Here is a 20,944-nt window from a genome sequence, read left to right as displayed (position 1 = left end):
CAGTTCAGGGGTGATTTTACGCCGGCGTCGCTTCAGGCTATTTTTTACGGTCATGACTGACCTTGATCCCGAAATGCTGCCGGATGCCGCGAGCCCCACTGCAAGCGTCGCTCAAGTTGCGCGCCAATTGCCAACAGCACGTCTTCACGCCCTGGTCGCCCGATGAGCTGCACCCCCATCGGCAGGCCTTCGGCCGTCTCATGCACGGGAAGGCTGATGGCGGGCAGCCCAGCGACGTTCACAAAACTCGTCCACGGCGTGTATTGCACTTGCTTGGCAAAATTCTCGAAAGCATCCTCGGCATGAAACCATCCCAGTGGTCTCGGCGTCATCGCCATCGCCGGAGTCAGCACGGCATCATATGAGGAGAACTGGTGGATAACGCGGCGCTCAAACCGCGACAGTGTCGCGATGGCGACGCCGACCTCGCGCGCGCTCATGCGGCGGCCGCTTTCGACGAGCCACTTCGTGAGGGGCTCCACGAGCTCCAGTTGTTCGCCATCGAGTGGGATTCCGGCAGCCCCCGCCTGCCACAGCACGGTGAAGGCTTCGGCGTATTCGGGTGAGGGTTCGAGGGCAAAGTCTTCGCTTCCGTGGCCAAGTTGATCGAGCGCGGTGCGGGCGAGGTCGAGGGCGTCCTGAGCTTCGGGCGAGACGGTGATGTCGTAGGTGTCGTCCCAGGGTGAGGTCGTCATGACGCCGATACTGAAGGTGCCTTCGCCGCGGATGGCCGCGTTAAGGAAGGCGCCGCCGCCCCAGTTTGGCGGGCCGACGGAATAGGGCGAGGGTCCGGCGAGCGCGTCGAGCAGGAGGGCGGCATCCGCGACGGTACGAGCAATCGGGCCTGTGACAGGGAGCTGCCCGAGACTGCCGAAACCGCTACCCGAGGGCACGCGGCCGCGCGACGGCTTGAGGCCGACGAGACCGGTGGCTGCTGTGGGGATGCGAATCGAGCCGCCACCATCCGAGCCTGGCGCGAAAGGCAAGAGACCCGCCGAAACCGCGACGGCTGCTCCCCCGCTGCTGCCGCCCGACCCCAAGGAGGTGTTCCAGGGGTTCACGGCGGGGGCATCCGAGAGGGGCTCCGTGTAGGCAGGCAAACCGAACTCGGGGGTCGCGGTCTTGCCGAGGCTGATGGCGCCGGCCGCATCCAGCACGTCGACGACCTCGTCGGATACCTCGGGCACGAAGTGGGCGAAGGCGCGCGACCCATAGGCGGTGCGCACTCCGGCGCGGGCCCACAAGTCTTTTTCACCCGAGGCCAAGCCCCAGAGAGTGGATGCCCGGCTGCCCAGCTTCTCGAGTTCCGCTGCCCGCTCGCGTGCGGCATCCGGGGTCACGACCGTGAAAGCACCGAGCTCGGGGTTCAGCCGCTCGATGCGGTCGAGATAGTGAGCCACGAGTTCGCTGGGCTTCAGCTCCCCCGCGCGCAGGAGGTGCAGTTGTTCGAGGGCGCTGAGGAAGTGAAGTTCTGACACGAGTTCAGCCTAAAGGCCTTGACAAAGCGTTGCGATGCTGGTTGGTTAGTTGCAACACCAACCAACCAAGTAACCGCAGGAAGGAGGCACACATGGATGACTCCCGCCCGATCTTCGCGCAGGTCGCCGAGAACATTGAGAACGACATCATCTCCGGCGCCCTCCCCGAAGAGGGCCAGGCGCCCTCGACCAACGAGTTCGCGGCCTTCTACCGCATCAACCCCGCGACCGCCCTCAAGGGCGTCAACGTGCTCGTCGATGCAGGAATTCTCTACAAGAAACGAGGAATCGGAATGTTCGTCGCTACCGGCGCTCAAGAACAACTCAAAGGTGCACGCCGCGACAAGTTCAGCAGCGAATACGTACGTCCGCTCTTGGCCGAAGCAGAAAAGCTCGGCATCGACTCAACCCAACTCACCCAGATGATCGCCAAGGAGGCGAAGAACTCATGACGTCAACAATTGAGGTACACAACCTCACGAAGCGCTTCGGCAAAGTCGTCGCCGTCAACGACGTGAGCTTCTCCGTCGCCGAAAACAAGATTTACGGCCTCCTCGGTCGCAACGGTGCAGGCAAGACCACTCTTATGCAGCTACTGACCGGGCAAGAATTCGCGAGCGAGGGCACCATCTCCCTGTTCGGGCAAGCACCGGTAGAGAACGCGAAGGTGCTGCAGAACACGTGCTTCATCAAGGAAAGCCAGCGTTACCCCGAAGACTTCCGCCCCAAGGACGTGTTCAAGACTGCACCCTGGTTCTTCGCGAACTGGGATGAAGAGTTCGCCGATCGCCTGATCGCCGACTTCCGGCTCCCCCTCGACCGACGCATCAAGAAGCTATCGCGCGGCCAGCTCTCCTCCATCGGTGTCATCGTCGGGCTCGCCTCGCGCGCGCCGCTCACCTTCTTCGATGAGCCCTACCTGGGGTTGGATGCCGTGGCCCGCCACATCTTCTACGACCGCCTCCTTGAGGACTACGCCAACCACCCGCGCACCGTGATCCTCTCCACTCACCTCATTGACGAGGTCAGCAACCTACTCGAACACGTCCTCGTGATCGATGACGGAAAACTACTCATCAACGAGGATGCCGAAACACTGCGCAACCGCGCCACCAACGTCGTCGGCATGAAGACCGCCGTTGCTGCCTTTGTCGGCACCCGAACGGTGTTACACCGCGATGGCATTGGCGGGCTCAGCTCGGTAACCGTTGCCGGACTCAGCGAGAGCGAGAGCCGCGACGCGAAAGCGGCCGGGCTGGAACTGTCACCGGTATCGCTGCAGCAGCTCATCATCCAACTCACCAGCAACGAGACCACAGAATTCGAGGCCAGCGCATGACAACCACAACCCGGGCGCTCGCGCACCCTGCGAGCCCTCTGAAGCGCATCACCAGTGTGGCAAAGCTGCACTTCGCTAACCCGTGGACGACGCTGGGGCTGCCGTGGATTATTCTCGGCACCATTTTTGTGCTCTCGTTGACGGTCTGGGGGCTCATCTATTGGGCAGCGTCACCCGCCGCCCGCACCAACGTGCTTGACGGCATGGAATATGGCGGATCCAGTCTCTTCATCTTCGTCTACATGATGGTGGTGGCGATTCAGGCGATCAGCATCACCTTCCCCTTCGCTCTCGGCTACGGCGTCACTCGCCGCGACTACTACCTGGGCAGTTCACTCGCGTTCGTCATCCTCGCCGTGATCTACACCACGGGGCTCACCATTCTGGCCGCGATTGAAAAAGCGACTAACGGTTGGGGCATGGGCGGCACGATGTTCGCGCCGATCTACTTCGGTGACTCCGCGCTCGAACGCGTCTACGTGGAGTTCGTGCTGTTCCTGTTCTTCCTGTTCTTTGGCGCAGCAATCGCGACGGTCTGGGTGCGCTGGAAGGCCAGCGGAGTTGTAGTCTTCTTCATCGTTGTCGGAGCGTTTCTCGTAGCCCTGATCGCCCTCGCGACCTTCACTGAATCGTGGGGTGCTGTGGGAGAGAGCCTGGTAAGTCTTGGCATCGTTGGAGTGGTGAGCTGGAGTCTCGTCATCACGGCGATCAGCGCCGTCTCCGGGTTCGTCCTGCTGCGCGGAGCAACGCCGAGAAACGCAGTGTAGTCAGCGAAACCTCTGCACTCACAACCAAATACACACCCGAAACCGGATGCCCGGCTCTCCATCGCGGAGGCCGGGCATCCGTTCGTTCACTCTGTTTACGCGGGTGAAGGCCCGCGAGGCCGAAAGCTCTGGCGAACCGGTCTGCGGCACTGAGCTAGTCGCTACTCTTCGAGAGACTTCTGCATGAGATACGTACCGACCCAGCGATCGAATTTGAATCCGACGCGCTTGAGGTGCCCGATCGATTCGAAGCCCAGTTTGTGGTGCAGGTGGATGGAGGCATCGGCACCGTCATCCGAAATCACGGCGATTAGTTCGCGGATGCCCGCATCGCGACCGCGCTGGATGAGCGCCTCCATGAGCGCTCCCCCGAGCCCTCGACCGGTTGCGGCCGGCGACAGGTAAATCGAGCTCTCAACCGTGAGTTTGTAGGCCGCTTTGGGGCGCCACGGGAACATAGCCGCATAGCCGAGCGCGCGGTCGTTCTCGTCGACAGCGACGATGAACGGCAGCCCCGAGTCTTGAACGGTCGTGCGCTTGAGCGCCATCGTCTCCGTTGTCACCTCCACAATGTCGAACGTGACAACGGTCGTAGTTACGAAGTGTCCATAGATTTCGGCGAGCGTCGCATCGTCAGCCGCAGTGGCGTCTCTCAAGTGGTGTGCCATGGGCTGCTCCCGAAGTGTGAAGTAGTGAGACACCCATTTTATGGGTCAACGCTCCAGTCGATTGGCGCAGCCCCCTGCGCCTTAAGCGCAGCATTCACTCGACTAAACGGCGTCGAACCGAAGAAGCCCCGACTAGCCGACAGCGGACTCGGGTGCGGGCTCACAATCACGGGGGTATCGCCGAGTAGCGGGGCGATGGATGCCGCATCTTTCCCCCACAGCACAGCAACAAGTGGTTGCGGTCGGACCGCGAGCGCCCTTATGGCATGGGCTGTCACCTCTTCCCATCCGTGACGACGGTGCGATCCGGTCTCCCCCGACCGCACTGTCAGCACCCTGTTGAGCAGCAGCACGCCTTGGCGTTGCCATGCACTCAGATCGCCATGAGCTGCGGGCGGGATGCCGAGGTCGGCGTTCAGTTCTTTGTACATGCTGGCGAGACTGCGGGGCAACGGCCGCACCGAACGGTCGGCTGAGAACGCCAAACCAACGGCGTGCCCGGGAGTCGGGTACGGGTCTTGGCCGACGATCAGCACCCGTACGTCGTCGAACGGTGTTTGGAAGGCCCGCAGCACAGCCGCCGAATCAGGCAGCCACGACCGCCGCGCCGCAGTTTCGCCATCGAGAAACTCGCCAACAGCACCCAGCTCCGAGGCCAACGGCTGCAAGACGGGAGACCACCCGGGGTCGACACTGCTGAAGTCCATGTCACTACGCTAGCTTCCGCCCCGGCTACCGATAGCATCCGTTCATGTCATTGCTGCGCGGAAAATCCGGAGCCATCACTTTTGGCCTCATCGGCTATCTCTTCTTTGTCGAGCTGGTGAGCGGAATCATTCAGGGTTATTACATCCCGCTGATCCCCGACCTGGTTGAGCACTTGGGCATCCGCGATGCAGACTTCAACTGGTTCGAGGCTGCCCAACTGCTGCTGAGCGCGATTGTGGTGCCCATTCTGGCAAAGCTCGGCGATATGCACGGCCACAAGCGCATCCTGCTCATTTCGACAGTGTTTACGGCCGGCGCGACGTGGTGGCTGGCGTTCACAGGAGACTTCACGAGCTTCTTGATCGCGTGGGCGCTGCAGGGGTTCTACGTTGTGTGGCTCCCCCTCGAGGTCGCACTGATCTTTGACCGCGGACGCGTCACCGGCATGGGCGCATCGCAAACCCGTCGGGCCGCAGGCTTCCTCGTCGTTGCCCTCGAGGCTGGGGCGATCATGGGTGCCCTGGGTGGCGGCCGCATCTTCAAAGCATTCGGCGAGAACGTGCAGCAGACCCTAATGATCCCCGCTATTGCTGTGACCGTCGTCTTCTTCGTCATCCTGTTCGGTGTTCCCGAATCAAAGCCGCTGCCCGGTCGCTCGCTCGACTTCTGGGGCTTCGTGTTCCTCACAATCGGTCTGCTACTCATCACCTCGGGCCTCACGTTCTTGCGCATTAATGGCCCCGGCGCCTGGTGGGTGTATCTGGTGATGCTCGCTGGTGTCGCCACCTTCATCCCGTGGGGTCGTTACGAACTGCGCCACAAAGATCCAGCAATCGATCTTCGGATGCTGCGAGACCCCAGCATGTGGCCCGTCCAACTCACGGCGGGGCTCGTCGGCATCAGCCTCCTTGGTGCTCAAGCGCCGCTCGCCACCTTCGCCGGCACCGACCCCATCAACGGCTACGGTCTCGGCATGGAATCGGATGAGATCTCGTACATCATTGGTGCCTATCTGGTCTCAATGATCGTGGGGGCGCTACTCTTCCCCGTGCTCTCGAAGTGGAAGAGCCCACGCGTCGCACTCATTGTTGCCACGTTCTTCGTAGCCACTGGCTATCTGATGTTCTTGCCCAACCACGACACCGTGCTGAGCGTGTTCCTCAATATGAGCGTTGCCGGGCTTGGCTCCGGTGCGCTCGTTGGCGCGCTACCTGCCGCTGCTGCGGCGGCGGCTCCACGCGGCCAGACCGGAATTGCAACGGCTCTCACGAATACGACCAAGACCATTGGTGGCTCGTTCGCCTCCGCGATCTTTGCCATTGTGCTCCTGGCCGGGGCCGCATCCGCGGTCACCGAAACGGCCTCAAGCCTGCTCGGCTACCTGACTGTGTTTGCGATCTGCGGTGGCGGCGCGCTCGTCGCAGCTGTGCTGCTGTTCCTCGTGCCCAAGCTCGCTTTCGCCGATGTCATCGACGAGATCGATGAACTCGTGCCGGTCGTCGGCGCGGATGACGCTGCTACCGAGGGTGCCGCAACCGCGCCGACCCCTCGCAACGACAACGATTAGCGGGGCTTGAGCTCGCCCCTGATCATCTTGTGGGGTGCTGCCTGGGCAACAGGCTTCACCGTCACCAGGTCGATATTGACAAACGGCGGCAGCTCAAGGGCGTGCACAATCGTTTCGGCGATGTCATCAGCGACGAGCGGGTCGGGAACATTGTCGTAAACAGTGTCCGCCTTGGCCGCGTCGCCTCCGAAACGAACGAGCGCGAACTCTTCTGTCTTCACCATTCCGGGAGCAACCTCAATCACCCGGATTGGCTCCCCCGCTAGCTCCAACCGCAGCACAGCAGTGAGCGCGTGCTGGGCAAACTTGGCGGCGTTATAGCCGCTGCCACCTTCATACGGCACGGTGGCCGCAATCGAAGTGACCATGAGGATCGTCGCCGTGTCGCCCTCCACGATCGCTTCGCGCAGCAACGGCAAAAGCGCGCTCGTTACGCGCTTGGTGCCCACAACGTTGACGTCGAACATACGAATCCAGTCATCCGCATCGCTGTCTTCGACGCTGGCAACGCCGAGCGCTCCACCCGCGTTATTGACGAGGGCGTGGATGGGGCCGAGCTCGCGAAGGTAGGCGGCGAGCGCGTCGACATCAACCTGTTTCGTCACATCGGCCACGAACGTATCGATCCCGGTGTCTGCCGCGAGCGCCGCAAGCCGTTCCTCACGACGAGCAACAGCAACCACCTGCCACCCGCGCGAAGCAAACCGCCGCGCGGTCGCCTCACCAATGCCTGAACTTGCCCCTGTCACTACTACTCGCTGATTCACCATTCTTCCAAAGTAGCGGTATTACACTTCGACGAATGACCGGAGTTTCTCTCTCGCCCCCGCGGGCTGCCCGCGTTCCCTCAGTACGCATGCCGCACTGGGATAACGCGCGCTTTCTAGCCGTCACGCTCGTGGTGATCGGCCACGGCATCCAGAGGCTCACCTACGACTCCAATTACGCGCTAGCGCTCTACCTCTTTATCTACGCATTCCACATGCCCGCGTTCGCCATCATCAGCGGCTACTTCTCTAAGCCGGGGCCACCATCGGCACTGCAGATGCGTCGAGTGCTCACCGACATCCTGTTGCCGTACTTCATCATGGAAGCCATTTGGGCTCTCGTGAAGTTCTTCGCCGAAGGTGAGACTGACCTCAACCCGTCGAAACCGAGTTGGACGCTCTGGTTTCTCCTCGCTCTCGGTATTTTCCGGCTGATACTCCCCTATCTCGCTCTGCTTCGCTGGCCCCTTGCATGGGCCGTCATTGGCTCGATCGGAGTTGGCTATTTCGACAACGTCGACAGCACGTTCTCGCTCTCCCGCGCGATCGGAATCCTTCCCTTCTTTGTGCTCGGCTGGAAGCTCCGCGAGTGGGGAGTTATCGAACGCTGGCAGACAGCCACTCGTTCCGTGTGGCTCTACCGCGGACTCGCCGTCACCGTTTTTGCCGGCTGGCTCGCCATCATCTTGAGCAACATCGATCTGTGGCGAACCATCGATCTGCGCTTCTGGTTCTTCTACGACGACTCCTATCAAGGCCTCGGCGAAAGCCAGTGGTTTGCTGGAGGCGTGCGGCTCGGCCTCATCGTTCTCGCCGTAATCCTGAGTGCTGCGTTCTTCTCGCTCGTACCGCGCCGCCACACCTGGATCACGGATGCCGGGCAAGCAACCATGTACGTCTACCTACTCCACAGCTTCGTTCTCTACCCCCTCCGCGAGAGTGGACTGCTGCAGGATGAACGGGCTTCGGCGATGTGGCTTCTCAGTCTCGTGCTCGCATCAATCGGCGTAGCATTGGTTTTGTCGGCCCCGATCGTGAAGAAGATCTTCCACCACATCATTGAGCCGAAACCTCGGTGGTTCTTTGCACCGTTGCCCGACGACTCGGCGCCACCGGCCAAGAAACCCTGAGTTACGACATATTTCAGGACTGATTGACCGGGTCGCGGGCCCTGCTTAGGCTCACAGTGTGGCGGATATCCCGATCCACCAACCTATCTAGGAGGCCGCCGTGAGCGACTGGAACTTCGAAACCAAGCAGATCCACTCTGGCGCGCAGCCTGATCCCACGACCAATGCGCGGGCAACGCCGATCTACAAAACCACGGCTTACGTGTTCAATGACGCAGATCACGCCAAGAACCTGTTCGCGCTTGCCGAATTTGGCAACATTTACACGCGCATCCAGAACCCGACGCAGGACGTCGTAGAGCAGCGCGTCGCCGCTCTCGAAGGCGGAACCGCAGCGCTGCTGCTCGCTTCCGGCCAGTCGGCAACAACGTTCGCCGTTCTCAACATTGCTCAAGCTGGCGACCACATCGTCTCGTCTTCGTCGGTCTACGGCGGAACGTACAACCTCTTCAAGTACACGCTCGCCAAGCTCGGCATCGAAACCACGTTCGTTGAGAACCAGGATGACGCCGCCGAGTGGGCTGCTGCGGTGCGCCCAAACACCAAGCTTCTGTTTGCTGAGACCATCGGCAACCCGCGCATCAACGTGCTCGACATCGAACTCGTTGCAGAAGTTGCACACGCGAACGGTGTTCCACTAATCGTCGACAACACGATCGCGACTCCGTACCTGATCCGTCCGTTCGAGCACGGCGCCGACATCATTGTTCACTCGGCGACCAAGTTCCTGGGTGGCCACGGCACGGTACTGGGCGGAGTAATCGTCGATGGCGGCAAGTTCGAGTGGTCGAAGAACGTCGACAAGTTCCCCGGACTCACCGAACCCGACCCCTCATACCACGGTGCGAGCTACACGGGAGTGCTCGGCGACGCCATTGCCTACATCATCAAGGCGCGCGTTCAATTGCTGCGCGACCTCGGTTCTGCAATCTCCCCCGATAGCGCCTTCTCGCTTATCCAGGGCATTGAGACACTTAGCCTGCGCATCGAACGGCACGTTCAGAACGCCCAAGCAATTGCCGAATGGCTCGACAGCCACGACGACGTTGACGTTGTGTACTACGCCGGGCTCCCCACAAGCCCCTGGTACGCCAACGCCAACAAGTACGCCCCCAAGGGTGTCGGTGGAGTTCTCTCGTTCGAGCTTAAGGGCGGCGTCGAAGCTGGTCGTTCATTCGTGAATGGTGTCTCGCTGTTCAGCCACGTTGCCAACATCGGTGACGTTCGCAGCCTCATCATTCACCCCGCATCGACCACCCACTCACAGCTCTCCCCCGAGCAGCAGTTGACTGCCGGAGTCACGCCAGGACTGGTGCGTCTCTCGGTGGGCCTCGAGAACATCGAGGACATCAAGGCTGACCTGCAGTCTGGTTTTGATGCGGCACGCGCAAAGACAGCAGAGGTTCGCGCGAGCGCCTAAGACTGCTGTTGGTGGCGGCGGTGTTCTCTGAACACTGTCGCCACTTTTCTCGTTAACCGCCTACCCGATTCGCGTAACAATTTCGTGCCGCACAGGTTCGTTCGCGATACTTAGGAGGACATGGACTGGCAGACACCCGAAGACACTGTTCCTTCGGCATTTATCACTGACGCAAACGTGCGTTCGCTCCTCGGCAAGCCTCCGGCAACGGGCGCGTGGCGCGAGGGCGATCCCGCCGGTCAACGCCTCTTCACCACCATCACTAATCTTTCGTTGGAGTTCAGCGGAAAGCTTGCGTCTGCCCGCATCGCCTACGAGACGCACGGAATCCTCAACGCGGATGCATCAAACGCCATCCTCGTAGCGCACGCTCTCACCGGCGACAGCCACATTGCTGGCACTCCCGGTGACGGGCATTCGACCGCCGGATGGTGGAACGACCTGGTTGGTCCGGGCAAAGCAATCGACACCAACCGTTGGTTTGTCGTTGCGCCCAATATCTTGGGTGGCTGTCAGGGCAGCACCGGCCCGGCGTCTCACGCCCCCGACGGAGCCGAGTTTGGCGCCCGCTTCCCCTTTGTCACCATTCGCGACCAAGTAGCCGCACAGGTTGCGCTGAGCGACGCGCTCGGCATTGATCACTGGGCGGCGGTCATCGGCGGCTCAATGGGCGGCATGCACGCGCTCGAGTGGGCTGTCGGGCAGACTGACCGGGTGTCCAAGGTCGCGATCCTTGCCGCGCCACCAGTGTCGACGGCAGACCAGATTGCGCACAACTCGGTGCAGGTGGAGTCAATCCGCACCGATCTTGCATTTGCAGATGGCGCATATTACGACGCCGCCGACGGCGATGGTCCGCACCGTGGACTCGCACTCGCTCGCCGCCTCGCACTCCTCAACTACCGTTCCCCCGATGAGCTGAACGAGCGTTTTGAGCGCACTTGGCAGAGCGACGTCAGCCCGTGGGGTCGCGGCGGTCGCTACGCGGTAGAGAGCTACCTCGATTTTCACGGCAACAAGTTTGCGCGGCGTTTCGACGCCAATAGTTACATCACACTGGCCGAAGCAATGAGCTCGCACGATGTTGCCCGCGGTCGAGGAACTATGGAGCAGGCCCTTAGCCGGGCAACGATGCCGGCGCTCGTGCTCGGCATCGATAGCGATCGACTTTTTCCCGTCTCCGGTCAAGAGGTCATTGCCGAACATCTGCCTGGCAACATTGACGGCGCGCTACCCCACGTCATCCATTCGCCGTTCGGGCACGACGGATTCTTGATCGAGTCGGAGCTTGTTGGCGGCCAACTCGAGCGGCTCCTCAACCTCTAGGGCCGCTGAGAATCACCGCCCGCTGAGCGTGTTGACACGTAAATGCCGATTCCTCATGCCAAAAGGCGGTGTGCCACCCCCGGTTGAGGGTAGAAATGTGCAAACATTGCGACAAATGGACCTCATCGCTAAAGAACGGGATCGCCTACTGCAACGCACTGCGCGGGTAGCGAGTCTTAGTTTTCTGACCATTTCGGTCATTTGCTTGAGTCTTCCCGGCGCTGTCCAAACGATGACACTTCTCCTGAGTCTCCCGCTGTATCTGATCATTGGGGTCATGCAGCTTCAGGTTGGCAACAGCCGCTCGCTCGGCTGGGTGATTCCCGCATTCGTTGCCGGAATCCTCGCAATCTTTCTCATCGCAGGCACCCCAGGCGGCCCTGGTCAATCAGGGCTTTCCGCAGCCGCCCAACTTGGCTCGGCGTCACTCGCCTGTCTCGGCATTGTGCTCACCACCACGCTCACGCGACGGCTCGTACTTCTCGCCAGCTTCGTCGCTGTAGCGGGCACATCAGTCTTAGCTCTTGAGCCATTCCAGAACCCCATCCCCACACTCGCGCTGCTGACGTTCGGTTGGCTCCTCGCGGCACTCATCGGGTTCTGGATTAGTTCGGGCGTGCCTCAGGCAGTTCGCCGCATTGCCAGCATCGGCCGCGCCCACCGCGCTGAGCGTCAGGCGAGCGAAACTGAAGCTCAACGACGCCAGGGTGCCCGCCTGCTACATGACACCGTCTTGGCTACGCTCACCCTGCTCGCACACTCGGGTTTGGGGGTTTCTGCGGATGCGATGCGCCAGCAAGCGGGCGATGATGCGCGCCTGCTGCGGCAGCTTCGACTCGGCGCCACCCCCACTCCGCAAGCATCCGGAGACTACAACCTCAGCACTCCGGTGAGCGAAACGGTGCTCGGTACGACCCTGGAGTCAGTTAAACAGCGCTTCGGTCGCATGGGGCTCGAAGTGAGCTGGCACGGCACTGGTCAGGTTCTGCTGCCAAGCGATGTGCTCGATGCGTTCCTGTTAGCTCTTGCTGAATGTCTAGAGAACGTTCGCCGGCATTCGGGAGTCACGGATGCACACGTCACCATCACCGAAGATGATACGACCGTGCGCGCAATGATCACAGACTCCGGGGTGGGTTTCGTGCTCGACGACGTTGACTCTGCCAGCCTCGGGTTCAAGGAATCAGTTGTTGCTCGGCTCAAAGAAGTCGGCGGCCAGGCTCGACTGTTCTCCACCCCCGGCTCGGGCACGACAGTTGTCTTGGAGGTTCCGCGATGACCTACGCTCCCCCAGAAGAGAACACCCTCGGCGTCATTATCGGCGGCAAACCTCGTCACGCTAAAAGCGCAGCAGTTAGCCGCCTCGCCGGCCACGACACTCCACGACTTTCCAGTCTCGGAACAGGTTTTGTGGGCGTCGGCGCTGCCGTGCTCGTGAGCCTTCGGGCAATTTACGGGCTCGTCTGGCTTGTTGCCCAGTGGGACCAATATCCCAACCCGATCCCGGCTGCGCTGGCGTGGATCGCCCTCATCATCGTGATCGTCGGAACCATCACCACGGTCCAGCTCGTGAGCGGCCAGCTTCCCCATTGGATGTTCGCACTCTTCCTTGTCGGCCTCGCCGCCGTGGTCGCACTCGACCTTTACGCCATCTGGCCGCTTCACGACATCGGCGGGTACGCTACGTCAGCAATTGCTGCGGGAATGACGCTACTGCTTGTGCTCACGGTTCGCCCCAGCTCCGACATCATCATTTCCGTTTCGGCGATCGGTGCAGCGCTGGCTGTCGCCGTCATCGTGAATGTTCCGTTCACGACCGACAATCTCGCACCACAGATCACAGCAGTTTCGTTCGCTGTACTTCCCACCGTGATCGGGCTCGCACTCATCAGAAACTTCCGCCGACTGGTGCAGGTCGAACTCGATCGCGTGCTCGTGCAGAGCACACTCACCGCACCCCGTTTTGCGGTGGGAATGATGGCATCCGAAGAACTCGCACGCCTCGACTTGGCTGCGGAGAAGCTGCTCGACTCGGTAGCAAATGGATCGACAAAGCTTCCCCTCACGCCCAAGATTGCCTCGACCGCGGCATCGCTGGCAACGGAGCTGCGCCTGCACCTCATCGAGGGACGACGTGAGACCTGGCTGTACCACGCGATTACCGAATCAGACCTGCTCGGCAAGTCAGTGCGACTGACCGACAAGGGTAGCCTCGCTGGGCTGCTCGACCCCGTGCAGCGCGACGGACTTCTCTCTACCGCTTGGCTGTTTGTGACGGACACAACCAAACGTGGTGCCAAGAACTCCGTTCATATCACTATTGCGCCATCGACAACTGTTTTATCCCCTGGCTTCGAAGACAAAGTGGCAATCGGAATCGCGATCACCTCTGTCGGGGTGATCCGCAATCGGATCGACTCTTCTACGTGGGAAGCCATAGCAAAAGTCGGAAGCTACACCGACTCCACGGAAGATTCCAGTGTGAGGCTCGACATTGAATGCCTTGTCGACAACCCCGCCGACCAATAAATTCATAAGATAAGACGATCGACTAGAGGAATTCATTGTGACTGAACCAACAAAGCGTATCCGGCTCGCAATCGTTGACGATCACCGAATGTTGCTCGGCGCTCTCACCGAGTGGATCCGAAAGGCTGCCGCAGACATCGACATGGTCGTGGCCGTTCCTACGTGGCCAGAGCTAACGATCCATCCAGAGTTCCCAGTAGATGTCGTGTTGCTCGACCTCGACCTCAAAGACAATATTCCGGTGTCGCTCAAGATCAACACGCTCAAGTCAATGGGCGTGCGCGTTGTACTCATGAGCACCTACTCCGAACCCAACGTCGTTCGTGAAGCTCTCGCCGCCGGCGCACTCGGCTATCTCGTGAAGAGCGAAGACGCCGACATGATCGTTGAAGCAATTCGTGCCGCATCTCAGGGCGAATCATTCGTTTCAGCCGAACTCGACCTCGCACTCAACGCCGACGAGATCGGTGGAGCCCCCAAGCTCAGCGCGCAAGAACGTCGCGTGATGGCACTCTATGGCGGAGGCGAACCGGTCAAGTCGGTCGCGTACCAGCTCAGCATCTCTGAAGAGACCGCCAAGAGTTACCTCAAGCGCATTCGTGAGAAGTACCGCGTCGCGGGCTTCGATGTGGGAACCAAGGTGGCACTGCGCAAGCGTGCCCTAGAAGATGGCATCCTCATCGAAACCGACACGATGCACCACCTTTAGGCTGCATCGCTAACTCTCTGAGCGAATGATCGCTTCTTCGAGGCGTTCAACTTTGCCAGACATTTCCCCAGTGTGACCGGGGCGAATGTCGGCCTTCAACACGAGCGAAACGCGCGATCCGAAAGCGCCAACAGCGTCGGTCGCGGCTTTCACCACGGCGAACACTTCATCCCAGTCGCCCTCGATCGTGGTGAACATCGAGTCTGTCTGATTGGGCAGTCCGGAGTCGCGCACGACCTTCACCGCGGCTGCCACAGCATTGTGCACCGAGTCTGTTCCGTCGGGTCCACCACTGGGTGCTACTGAGAATGCGACGATCATGCTGACTCCTTTGCTTGTGGAATAACCGGGGGTGAAGAAAGTGCTGCCGAAGCTAGCTTGGCAAGCCCCACAATCGCCCACCCTAACAAGACAATGAGCAACAGATTTCTGACGCTCAACATGGTAATTATTGGGGGGTTCGAGGACAAAAGCAGGTGGTAGAGGTAGGGATAGACGGTGTGTGTAAGCACCGCGATCACAAGAGTGAGAACCGCGGGCACACGAAAACTCGGCGATCCATGAACAGTGCGCGTCAGTAGCCCGAGCACGATCGGCACAGCGAGCCAGGAAATGAATTGGGGCGAGCCCACCTTGTTGACAACGATCAGTGCTGAAACCAGTGCCAAGGTCAGCATCGGTAAGACGTTCAACGAAGCAGCACCCGCGCGCACCGCTCGAAGCCCAAGCAACGCGATTAGGGCAACGACTAGAGCCAGCAACGGGGTCACTACAGCGGCAGCGAGTTCGACCCCAGCACCCGCGATCTGAAAGGTCAGGATGGTGTTGTCGTAATAAATGAAGGTGTCTGGCACGCCGGCGATGATCTGCCACAGCCAGAAACCGGCAATGGGCGACTCAATCTGGATGCCGCGGCCCGTTTGTTGAGTGATGAAACTGAACACATTCCAGCCGGCGCCGGCGAGCAGCGCGAACACCACGATCGTCGCAGTAGTAGCTGCTGCAGCCACCGCGATCTTCCAGCGATCCCGCACCAGAATGAGCGCAGCAAGCACGAACGCCGCTGGCCACACTTTGATCCAGGTGGCACAGGCCAAGACAACTCCGGCGACCTGCGGATGCGATCGCAACAGTGTCACACCAATGATCGCGACGGCGACGGTGATCGCGTCGATCCTGGCCAGCGCGATAGGGCCGAGCGCGAGCAAGAATGTCACCCACCACCATCCCGCGGCAACTCCCGAACGTGAACGCCCCCACCGGGTAAGAAAGCCCAGCGCAAGAATATTCACTACCATCACGATCGAAAGCCACGCCGCAGCGATGTGCTCGAGGCCGAAGGTCACGGATGCCAAAATCGGCACGATCGCCAGCAACGGATACACCCACGGCATATCGACGCCGACAACGACACCTGAGGAGTAGGCCTGCTCAGCCCATCGTGCGTAAACGATGGTGACATCGCCCAGCGGCAGCCCTGGCGCAAAGAGATTTAGCAGACCGAGCACGAGATGCACGGCAACAAACGTTAGCCACAGCGCGAGCGCGCTGACTGTCCGTGAGGTTGTCACACCGAATCAGCGACTGCTGCGTCGCCGCCAACAAGTTCAGCAATGACGGCGGGCACCTGGGCACACAGATCGAGAATAGTGAGCGGTCCGCCAGCGCTCGCTCGAAATGCGGCTTTGCCGTGGACGAAGGATGCCGTTGCTGCGAGGCCCACGAGCAGGCTGGGGTCTGCGAGCACTTCGTCGCTGTGCGTGGCTACGAGGGAACCGAGGATGCCACCGAGCGCGTCTCCGGCACCAGCGGTTGCCAGCCACGCTGGGGCCGCCTCAACCGCCACCGTCGCGACTCCGTCGCTCACGTGAGTAGTGTGCCCCTTGAGGAGCACGGTGAGGCCGAGTCGCTGCGCTGCCTCTTTCGCCCACTTCTCGGGGTCTGCAGCGATATTCTCGACTGGTTCATCGAGCAGCCGCCCCAGCTCACGATAGTGCGGAGTGATGACTGCTGGCCCCGATACCCGTCTCGCGACATCGAGCGCCCCACCGTCGAGTACAAACGGCACGCTGTGCTTGAGCGCTTGCATGATCCGCTCTTCGGCCGCTTCTTCGCGATTCGCAAAATCCATTCCTGAACCGATGAGCCAGGCTTGAACTCGCCCCGCGGACATCACCGCTTCGGGCCGTCGCTGCAAGATGAGGTCTTGCGCGCGCTCCGGCCCCACGTATCGGACCATGCCGACGCCAGTGCGCAGTGCCGCTTCGACGCCCAAAACTGCCGCACCGGGATACTGCGCTGAGCCGGTGATCACGCCCAACACTCCGCGGCTGTACTTATCGTCGCTGTGCTTGGGCGCTGCGATATGACGGGCCGCATCCTCGGCATTCCACATCGCATTGCTCCCCATGGTCGTAAACGATAGTTGACTGCGTACTAGCGACGCCGGGTAGCGTCTTGCACCTCGCCAACGAGCACTTCGATGATGTCCTCAAGGAACAGCACCCCTGTGGTTTCACCGATGGCATCGAAGCTGCGCGCCACGTGCACGCCTGAACGACGCATCGTCGCCAGTGCGTCTTCAAGGTCAGTCTCTTGATACATCGAGAGCAACTGACGAATCCGCTTGGGCGGAACAGGCTCGCTGAATTCGCTCTCGTCGAGATCAATCACGTCTTTCAAGTGCAGGTAGCCGGTTGGTTCGCCCGCATCGTTCAGCAGGATGTAACGCGAGAATCCGCGCTGAGCGACCGCCTTCTCGAGATCGGCAGGGGCGGCATCCTCAGGCAGCGTCACCAGACCAGACATCGGGATGGCGACATCCCGAACCTTCTTCGATGTGAACTCGAATGCACCCGTGAGAGTTCCACTCGCGTCAGCGAGAACACCCTCTCGAGTGGACTGCGCAACAATCGTGGCAACTTCGTCAAGCGTAAACACGCTGTTCGCCTCGCTCTTCGGCGTCACACCGAACAGCCGAAGAATGCCGTTGGCTGCCGCATTGAGCGTGACAATGATCGGGCGGAACACCGTTGCGATAAACACGAGCGGTGGGGCCAGCAACAGCACCGCACGGTCTGGTACCGAGAACGACAAGTTTTTTGGCACCATTTCACCAAGAACTACGTGCAGGAACGACACGATGATCAGAGCCAAGATGAATGCGATAGTGCCAATTAGTTCTTCACTCAGGCCGGTGAGGGCGAGAGGGATCTCCAGCAGATGGTGAATAGCCGGTTCTGACACATTCAGGATCAGCAGAGACGCGATCGTGATTCCCAGCTGGCAGGCCGCCAACATCAGCGTGGCATGCTCCATCGCCCACAGCGCCGTTTTCGCTGAACGAGATCCAGCTTCGGCACGCGGCTCGATCTGTGATCGGCGCGCAGAAATGACAGCAAACTCCGCCCCAACGAAGAAGGCGTTGACGAGCAACAGCACGAATAGCCAGACAATTCCCCAGACGTCCATTAGCTCACCACCTCAGCGTCGCTAGCGTTGACAATCGGATCGGGCGTAAACCTCACGCGGTCGATTCGTCGGCCTTCCAATCGTTCGATACGGAACACTCCACCCACAGCAGTGATCGTGTCGCCGGTGCGCGGAACGCGACCGAGCTCACTCATCAACCAGCCGGCAACAGTTTCGTATGGGCCCTCTTCTGGCACCTCAACACCGGTGCGCTCCAAAAGCTCATCGGGTCGCAAGATAGCGGGGAAAGTAAACCAGTCGCGCGAGCGCACAACGTCTGCCTTCGAACGATCGTGCTCGTCAGACACTTCGCCCACGAGCTCTTCGACCAAGTCTTCTAACGTCGCGACGCCCGCGGTGCCGCCGTATTCGTCAACGACGACCGCCATCTGGTAGCCACGGCCACGCAATTCGGCGAGCAGTGCATCCAACCGCATGGTTTCAGGTACTAAAAGAGCTTCAGTCTGCAGAGCAGAGACGGGAACGTCCGCGCGCTTCTTGTGAGGCACAGCGACAGCCTGCTTGACGTGGACGAAACCGACGATGTCGTCGATGCTGTCGTCAATCACAGGAAAGCGCGAGAAACCAGTGCGCTTGGCAAGATCAATAACGTCTTGAGCGCTGTCGGTGCGATCGATGCTGTCGACGCGCGGCCGCGGAGTCATGACGTCTTGCGCAGTGTGATCCGCAAAGGCGAGGGTGCGGGCCAACAGAGTGGCGGTGTCGTTATCGAGGCTTCCCTGGCTTGCCGATCGGCGCACAAGAGACGTGAGCTCCTCTGCTGTGCGGGCACCCGAGAGCTCCTCTTTCGGCTCGATGCCAATGCTGCGAAGAATCCCATTCGCTGTGTTGTTCAAGAGAGTGACCGCGGGGCGGAAGACCGCCGTGAAAACAACCTGAAACGGAACAACAGCTTTTGCCGTGGCCTTAGGCAGCGCGAGCGCAAAGTTCTTCGGGACAAGCTCGCCAATAATCATGGAAAGCAGCGTGGCAAAAGTAATAGCCAAGATGGAGGCGATGATAGTGACAGCCGCTTCCGGAAGCACCGCGCCCAACGGAACCGACAGCCAGGTGCTGAACGCTGGTTCGAGCGTGTAGCCGGCAAGCAGCGTCGTCAACGTGATGCCGAGCTGCGCGCTCGAGAGGTGCGTCGAGGTGTGCTTCAACGCCGAAATTACGGGGCCGAGTCGCTTCTCTCCACGCTCTTGACGAGCTTCTAGCTCGGAGCGATCGAGATTAACAAGCGCAAACTCGGAGGCCACAAAAAGTCCGGTGCCTACGGTGAGAACGAGGCCAGCGGCAAGTAGCAGCCACTCATTCATGTGAAGTCACCCCCAATGAGGGAGCGAGAGAGGAAGGGCGAGAGACAGGTGATGATCGCACGGGATTTCGGCCCCGGCGACAACTAGAGGGAGGGTCGTCCATTATGGGCTTGAGTATAGGCCAAATTCCTGCGCAACCGCTGCTGAGTTACCAACTCACGGGCAACGCTTTGCCCTCTTCATACCCTGCTGCCGACTGGATTCCCACGAGTGCCCGGTCATGGAACTCATTGAGGTTTGACGCTCCCGCATAGGTAAACGAGCTTCGAACACCCGAAGTAATCATGTCGACCAGATCGTCAAGTGATGGTCGGGATGGGTCTAGGTAGATCTTTGAGCCCGAAATTCCTTCGGCGAACAGCTCCTTGCGGGCCAGCTCATAGGGATCAAGCCCACCAAAACGGGCGCGTACGGCCTTGGTGGATGCCATTCCCCAGCTGGTCTTGTACAGCGCACCAGCATCGTCGTGACGGAGTTCACCAGGGGCTTCGATCGTGCCAGCAAACCAGGAGCCGACCATGACGGATGCCGCACCCGCTGCGAGCGCCAACGCAACGTCTCGCGGGTAGCGCACTCCCCCATCCGCCCACACGTGGGCTCCAAGTTCGCGCGCGGTTGCCGCCGTCTCAAGTACTGCCGAGAACTGTGGACGCCCGACCGCGGTCATCATGCGGGTTGTGCACATCGCGCCTGGGCCAACACCAACCTTGATGATGGTGGCTCCAGCCCTGACGAGATCGCGCACAGCCGCCGCCGTCACGACGTTTCCGGCAGCAATTGCGACCCCAAGATTCAGCGCCGCAACCTTCTCCACCGCCCGGACCATCCCGTCTTGGTGACCGTGAGCAGTATCAAGCACCAGAGTGCTTGCGCCTGCTGCGACTAGTGCACACGCACGGGAGGCAATATCGCCAGTGATTCCGAGCGCTGCAGCCACCGCAAGCTTTCCCTCGCTATCGAGGGCCGGCGCGTAGAGCGTCGACCGCAAGGCACTCTTGACGCTCGTCGTGCCGACAATGGTGTCGCCGTCAGTTACGGGAACAAAGTCGATTCCACGCTCAATAAGTAGGTCGAATAGTTCGCGCGCTGAGTTGAAATCTGAGCGGTCGATGGCGTGGGTGTCGCGCCGCAGGAGATCTCCGAGAGCTGCCCCCGGCATTGCGTCGCCAAGACGTTCGGCGTCAACTACTCCCACGAGCGCGCCATTCTCCGTCAGCACCACTCCGTGACCGGCAAGCGGCGGAACCAGCAGCAGTGCCTGCTCAACCGAAACACGGGGGCTGAGATAGACAGCCGAATCAAGATCGACCGGCTGTGAGCGCACCCAAGCGATTGCGGCATCCATCTCGTCACTGCTCAGGTCTTGCGGCAGAACGCCGAGGCCACCACGCCGCGCAAGGCTAGCCGCGAGGCGTGGCCCCGTGACAGAGTTCATGTTGGATGCCACGAGCGGAATAGTCGCGGTCGTTCCGTCTCCGGGGGCAAGCGAGACTGCCATTCGGCTGCCGACCGATGAGTGACTGGGAACCAGAAACACATCTGAGTACGTCAGGTCGTGCCGCGGTGTGGTCTCGTAGAAATCCATAACCCCAGCGTAATCGCCACCGAATGGGAACATTCTTGATAAAAGTTTCAAAAAAGCAGGATCCATGCACCTGACGGCCAGCAGACGCACAACAAAGCGATTAAGATTGAACGTGATGTCCGGCGTGCGGAATGCACGTCACTTTTTCACACACCAGA

At 60.6% G+C, this 20,944-nt stretch carries 20 protein-coding genes; 10 read left to right on the top strand and 10 right to left on the bottom strand.

Features of this window, described 5'->3' with window-relative positions:
• Positions 1-50: 50 nt before the first annotated feature.
• Positions 51-1,478: an amidase gene (locus ABD112_RS07280; RefSeq protein WP_343924547.1), complete on the bottom strand. Its 1,428-nt coding sequence runs from the start codon at positions 1,476-1,478 to the stop codon at positions 51-53.
• A 92-nt stretch (positions 1,479-1,570) separates the two neighbouring features.
• Here ABD112_RS07280 and ABD112_RS07275 point away from each other — a divergent pair, with 92 nt between their 5' ends.
• Genes ABD112_RS07275 through ABD112_RS07265 form a run of 3 tightly spaced genes read left to right on the top strand, consistent with a single transcriptional unit; the run spans position 1,571 to position 3,584 of the window.
• Entirely contained in the window at positions 1,571-1,930 is a 360-nt protein-coding gene (locus ABD112_RS07275) for a GntR family transcriptional regulator (RefSeq protein WP_343924546.1), read from the top strand.
• The gene (locus ABD112_RS07270) at positions 1,927-2,817 is read left to right on the top strand and encodes an ABC transporter ATP-binding protein (protein ID WP_343924544.1); all 891 of its coding nucleotides are present in this window, start codon (positions 1,927-1,929) and stop codon (positions 2,815-2,817) included. The genes ABD112_RS07275 and ABD112_RS07270 overlap by 4 nt, the downstream gene beginning before the upstream one ends.
• Complete coding sequence (locus ABD112_RS07265; protein ID WP_343924543.1) at positions 2,814-3,584, top strand: ABC transporter permease; 771 nt, start codon at positions 2,814-2,816, stop codon at positions 3,582-3,584. Before ABD112_RS07270 ends, ABD112_RS07265 begins: the two co-directional genes overlap by 4 nt.
• A 161-nt stretch (positions 3,585-3,745) precedes the next feature.
• Here ABD112_RS07265 and ABD112_RS07260 read toward each other — a convergent pair whose 3' ends face one another.
• Together ABD112_RS07260 and ABD112_RS07255 are read right to left on the bottom strand one after the other, a co-directional pair.
• Complete coding sequence (locus ABD112_RS07260) at positions 3,746-4,252, bottom strand: GNAT family N-acetyltransferase (RefSeq protein WP_343924541.1); 507 nt, start codon at positions 4,250-4,252, stop codon at positions 3,746-3,748.
• 38 nt (positions 4,253-4,290) lie between these two features.
• Positions 4,291-4,959: a uracil-DNA glycosylase gene (locus ABD112_RS07255; RefSeq protein ID WP_343924539.1), complete on the bottom strand. Its 669-nt coding sequence runs from the start codon at positions 4,957-4,959 to the stop codon at positions 4,291-4,293.
• Positions 4,960-5,003: 44 nt separating this feature from the next.
• Between ABD112_RS07255 and ABD112_RS07250 the strand changes: the two genes are divergently transcribed.
• Positions 5,004-6,527: an MFS transporter gene (locus ABD112_RS07250; protein WP_425563812.1), complete on the top strand. Its 1,524-nt coding sequence runs from the start codon at positions 5,004-5,006 to the stop codon at positions 6,525-6,527.
• Here the strand turns inward: ABD112_RS07250 and ABD112_RS07245 are convergent.
• Positions 6,524-7,297, bottom strand: a complete 774-nt coding sequence (locus ABD112_RS07245; RefSeq protein WP_343924538.1) for an SDR family oxidoreductase — start codon at positions 7,295-7,297, stop codon at positions 6,524-6,526. The two genes, ABD112_RS07250 and ABD112_RS07245, sit on opposite strands and share 4 nt — an antisense overlap.
• Positions 7,298-7,329: 32 nt before the next feature.
• Between ABD112_RS07245 and ABD112_RS07240 the strand changes: the two genes are divergently transcribed.
• The 6 genes from ABD112_RS07240 (at position 7,330) to ABD112_RS07215 (ending at position 14,408) form a co-directional block, all read left to right on the top strand.
• Positions 7,330-8,424 carry an acyltransferase family protein gene (locus ABD112_RS07240; RefSeq protein ID WP_343924537.1) on the top strand — a complete coding sequence of 365 codons (1,095 nt, stop codon included), beginning with the start codon at positions 7,330-7,332 and terminating at the stop codon, positions 8,422-8,424.
• A gap of 100 nt (positions 8,425-8,524) precedes the next feature.
• On the top strand, positions 8,525-9,844 hold the full coding sequence (locus tag ABD112_RS07235) for a bifunctional o-acetylhomoserine/o-acetylserine sulfhydrylase (protein WP_343924535.1): 1,320 nt from the start codon (positions 8,525-8,527) through the stop codon (positions 9,842-9,844).
• 120 nt (positions 9,845-9,964) lie between these two features.
• Positions 9,965-11,170 carry a homoserine O-acetyltransferase MetX gene (metX, locus tag ABD112_RS07230; RefSeq protein ID WP_343924534.1) on the top strand — a complete coding sequence of 402 codons (1,206 nt, stop codon included), beginning with the start codon at positions 9,965-9,967 and terminating at the stop codon, positions 11,168-11,170.
• A gap of 115 nt (positions 11,171-11,285) precedes the next feature.
• Positions 11,286-12,449, top strand: coding sequence for a sensor histidine kinase (locus tag ABD112_RS07225; RefSeq protein ID WP_343924532.1), 1,164 nt, complete (start codon positions 11,286-11,288; stop codon positions 12,447-12,449).
• The gene (locus tag ABD112_RS07220; RefSeq protein ID WP_343924530.1) at positions 12,446-13,699 is read left to right on the top strand and encodes a hypothetical protein; all 1,254 of its coding nucleotides are present in this window, start codon (positions 12,446-12,448) and stop codon (positions 13,697-13,699) included. Before ABD112_RS07225 ends, ABD112_RS07220 begins: the two co-directional genes overlap by 4 nt.
• A 37-nt stretch (positions 13,700-13,736) precedes the next feature.
• On the top strand, positions 13,737-14,408 hold the full coding sequence (locus tag ABD112_RS07215) for a response regulator (protein WP_343924528.1): 672 nt from the start codon (positions 13,737-13,739) through the stop codon (positions 14,406-14,408).
• 9 nt (positions 14,409-14,417) lie between these two features.
• Here ABD112_RS07215 and ABD112_RS07210 read toward each other — a convergent pair whose 3' ends face one another.
• The 6 genes from ABD112_RS07210 to guaB1 all read right to left on the bottom strand — a co-directional run bounded on the left by ABD112_RS07210 (position 14,418) and on the right by guaB1 (position 20,786).
• On the bottom strand, positions 14,418-14,729 hold the full coding sequence (locus ABD112_RS07210; RefSeq protein WP_343924527.1) for a thiamine-binding protein: 312 nt from the start codon (positions 14,727-14,729) through the stop codon (positions 14,418-14,420).
• On the bottom strand, positions 14,726-15,979 hold the full coding sequence (locus tag ABD112_RS07205) for a glycosyltransferase 87 family protein (protein ID WP_343924526.1): 1,254 nt from the start codon (positions 15,977-15,979) through the stop codon (positions 14,726-14,728). Before ABD112_RS07205 ends, ABD112_RS07210 begins: the two co-directional genes overlap by 4 nt.
• Positions 15,976-16,818, bottom strand: coding sequence for an ADP-dependent NAD(P)H-hydrate dehydratase (locus ABD112_RS07200; RefSeq protein WP_343924525.1), 843 nt, complete (start codon positions 16,816-16,818; stop codon positions 15,976-15,978). Before ABD112_RS07200 ends, ABD112_RS07205 begins: the two co-directional genes overlap by 4 nt.
• 26 nt (positions 16,819-16,844) lie before the next feature.
• Positions 16,845-17,879 (bottom strand): hemolysin family protein, encoded by a 1,035-nt coding sequence (locus tag ABD112_RS07195; RefSeq protein WP_343924524.1) that lies wholly within the window; start codon positions 17,877-17,879, stop codon positions 16,845-16,847.
• Positions 17,879-19,201, bottom strand: coding sequence for a hemolysin family protein (locus ABD112_RS07190; protein WP_343924523.1), 1,323 nt, complete (start codon positions 19,199-19,201; stop codon positions 17,879-17,881). Before ABD112_RS07190 ends, ABD112_RS07195 begins: the two co-directional genes overlap by 1 nt.
• Positions 19,202-19,349: 148 nt before the next feature.
• Complete coding sequence (gene guaB1 / locus ABD112_RS07185) at positions 19,350-20,786, bottom strand: GMP reductase (protein WP_343924521.1); 1,437 nt, start codon at positions 20,784-20,786, stop codon at positions 19,350-19,352.
• Positions 20,787-20,944 lie beyond the last annotated feature (158 nt).

Source organism: Rhodoglobus aureus (assembly GCF_039527955.1).
In the GTDB taxonomy this organism is placed as follows: Bacteria; Actinomycetota; Actinomycetes; order Actinomycetales; family Microbacteriaceae; genus Rhodoglobus; species Rhodoglobus aureus.
This window is presented reverse-complemented; position numbering and strand designations above follow the sequence as displayed.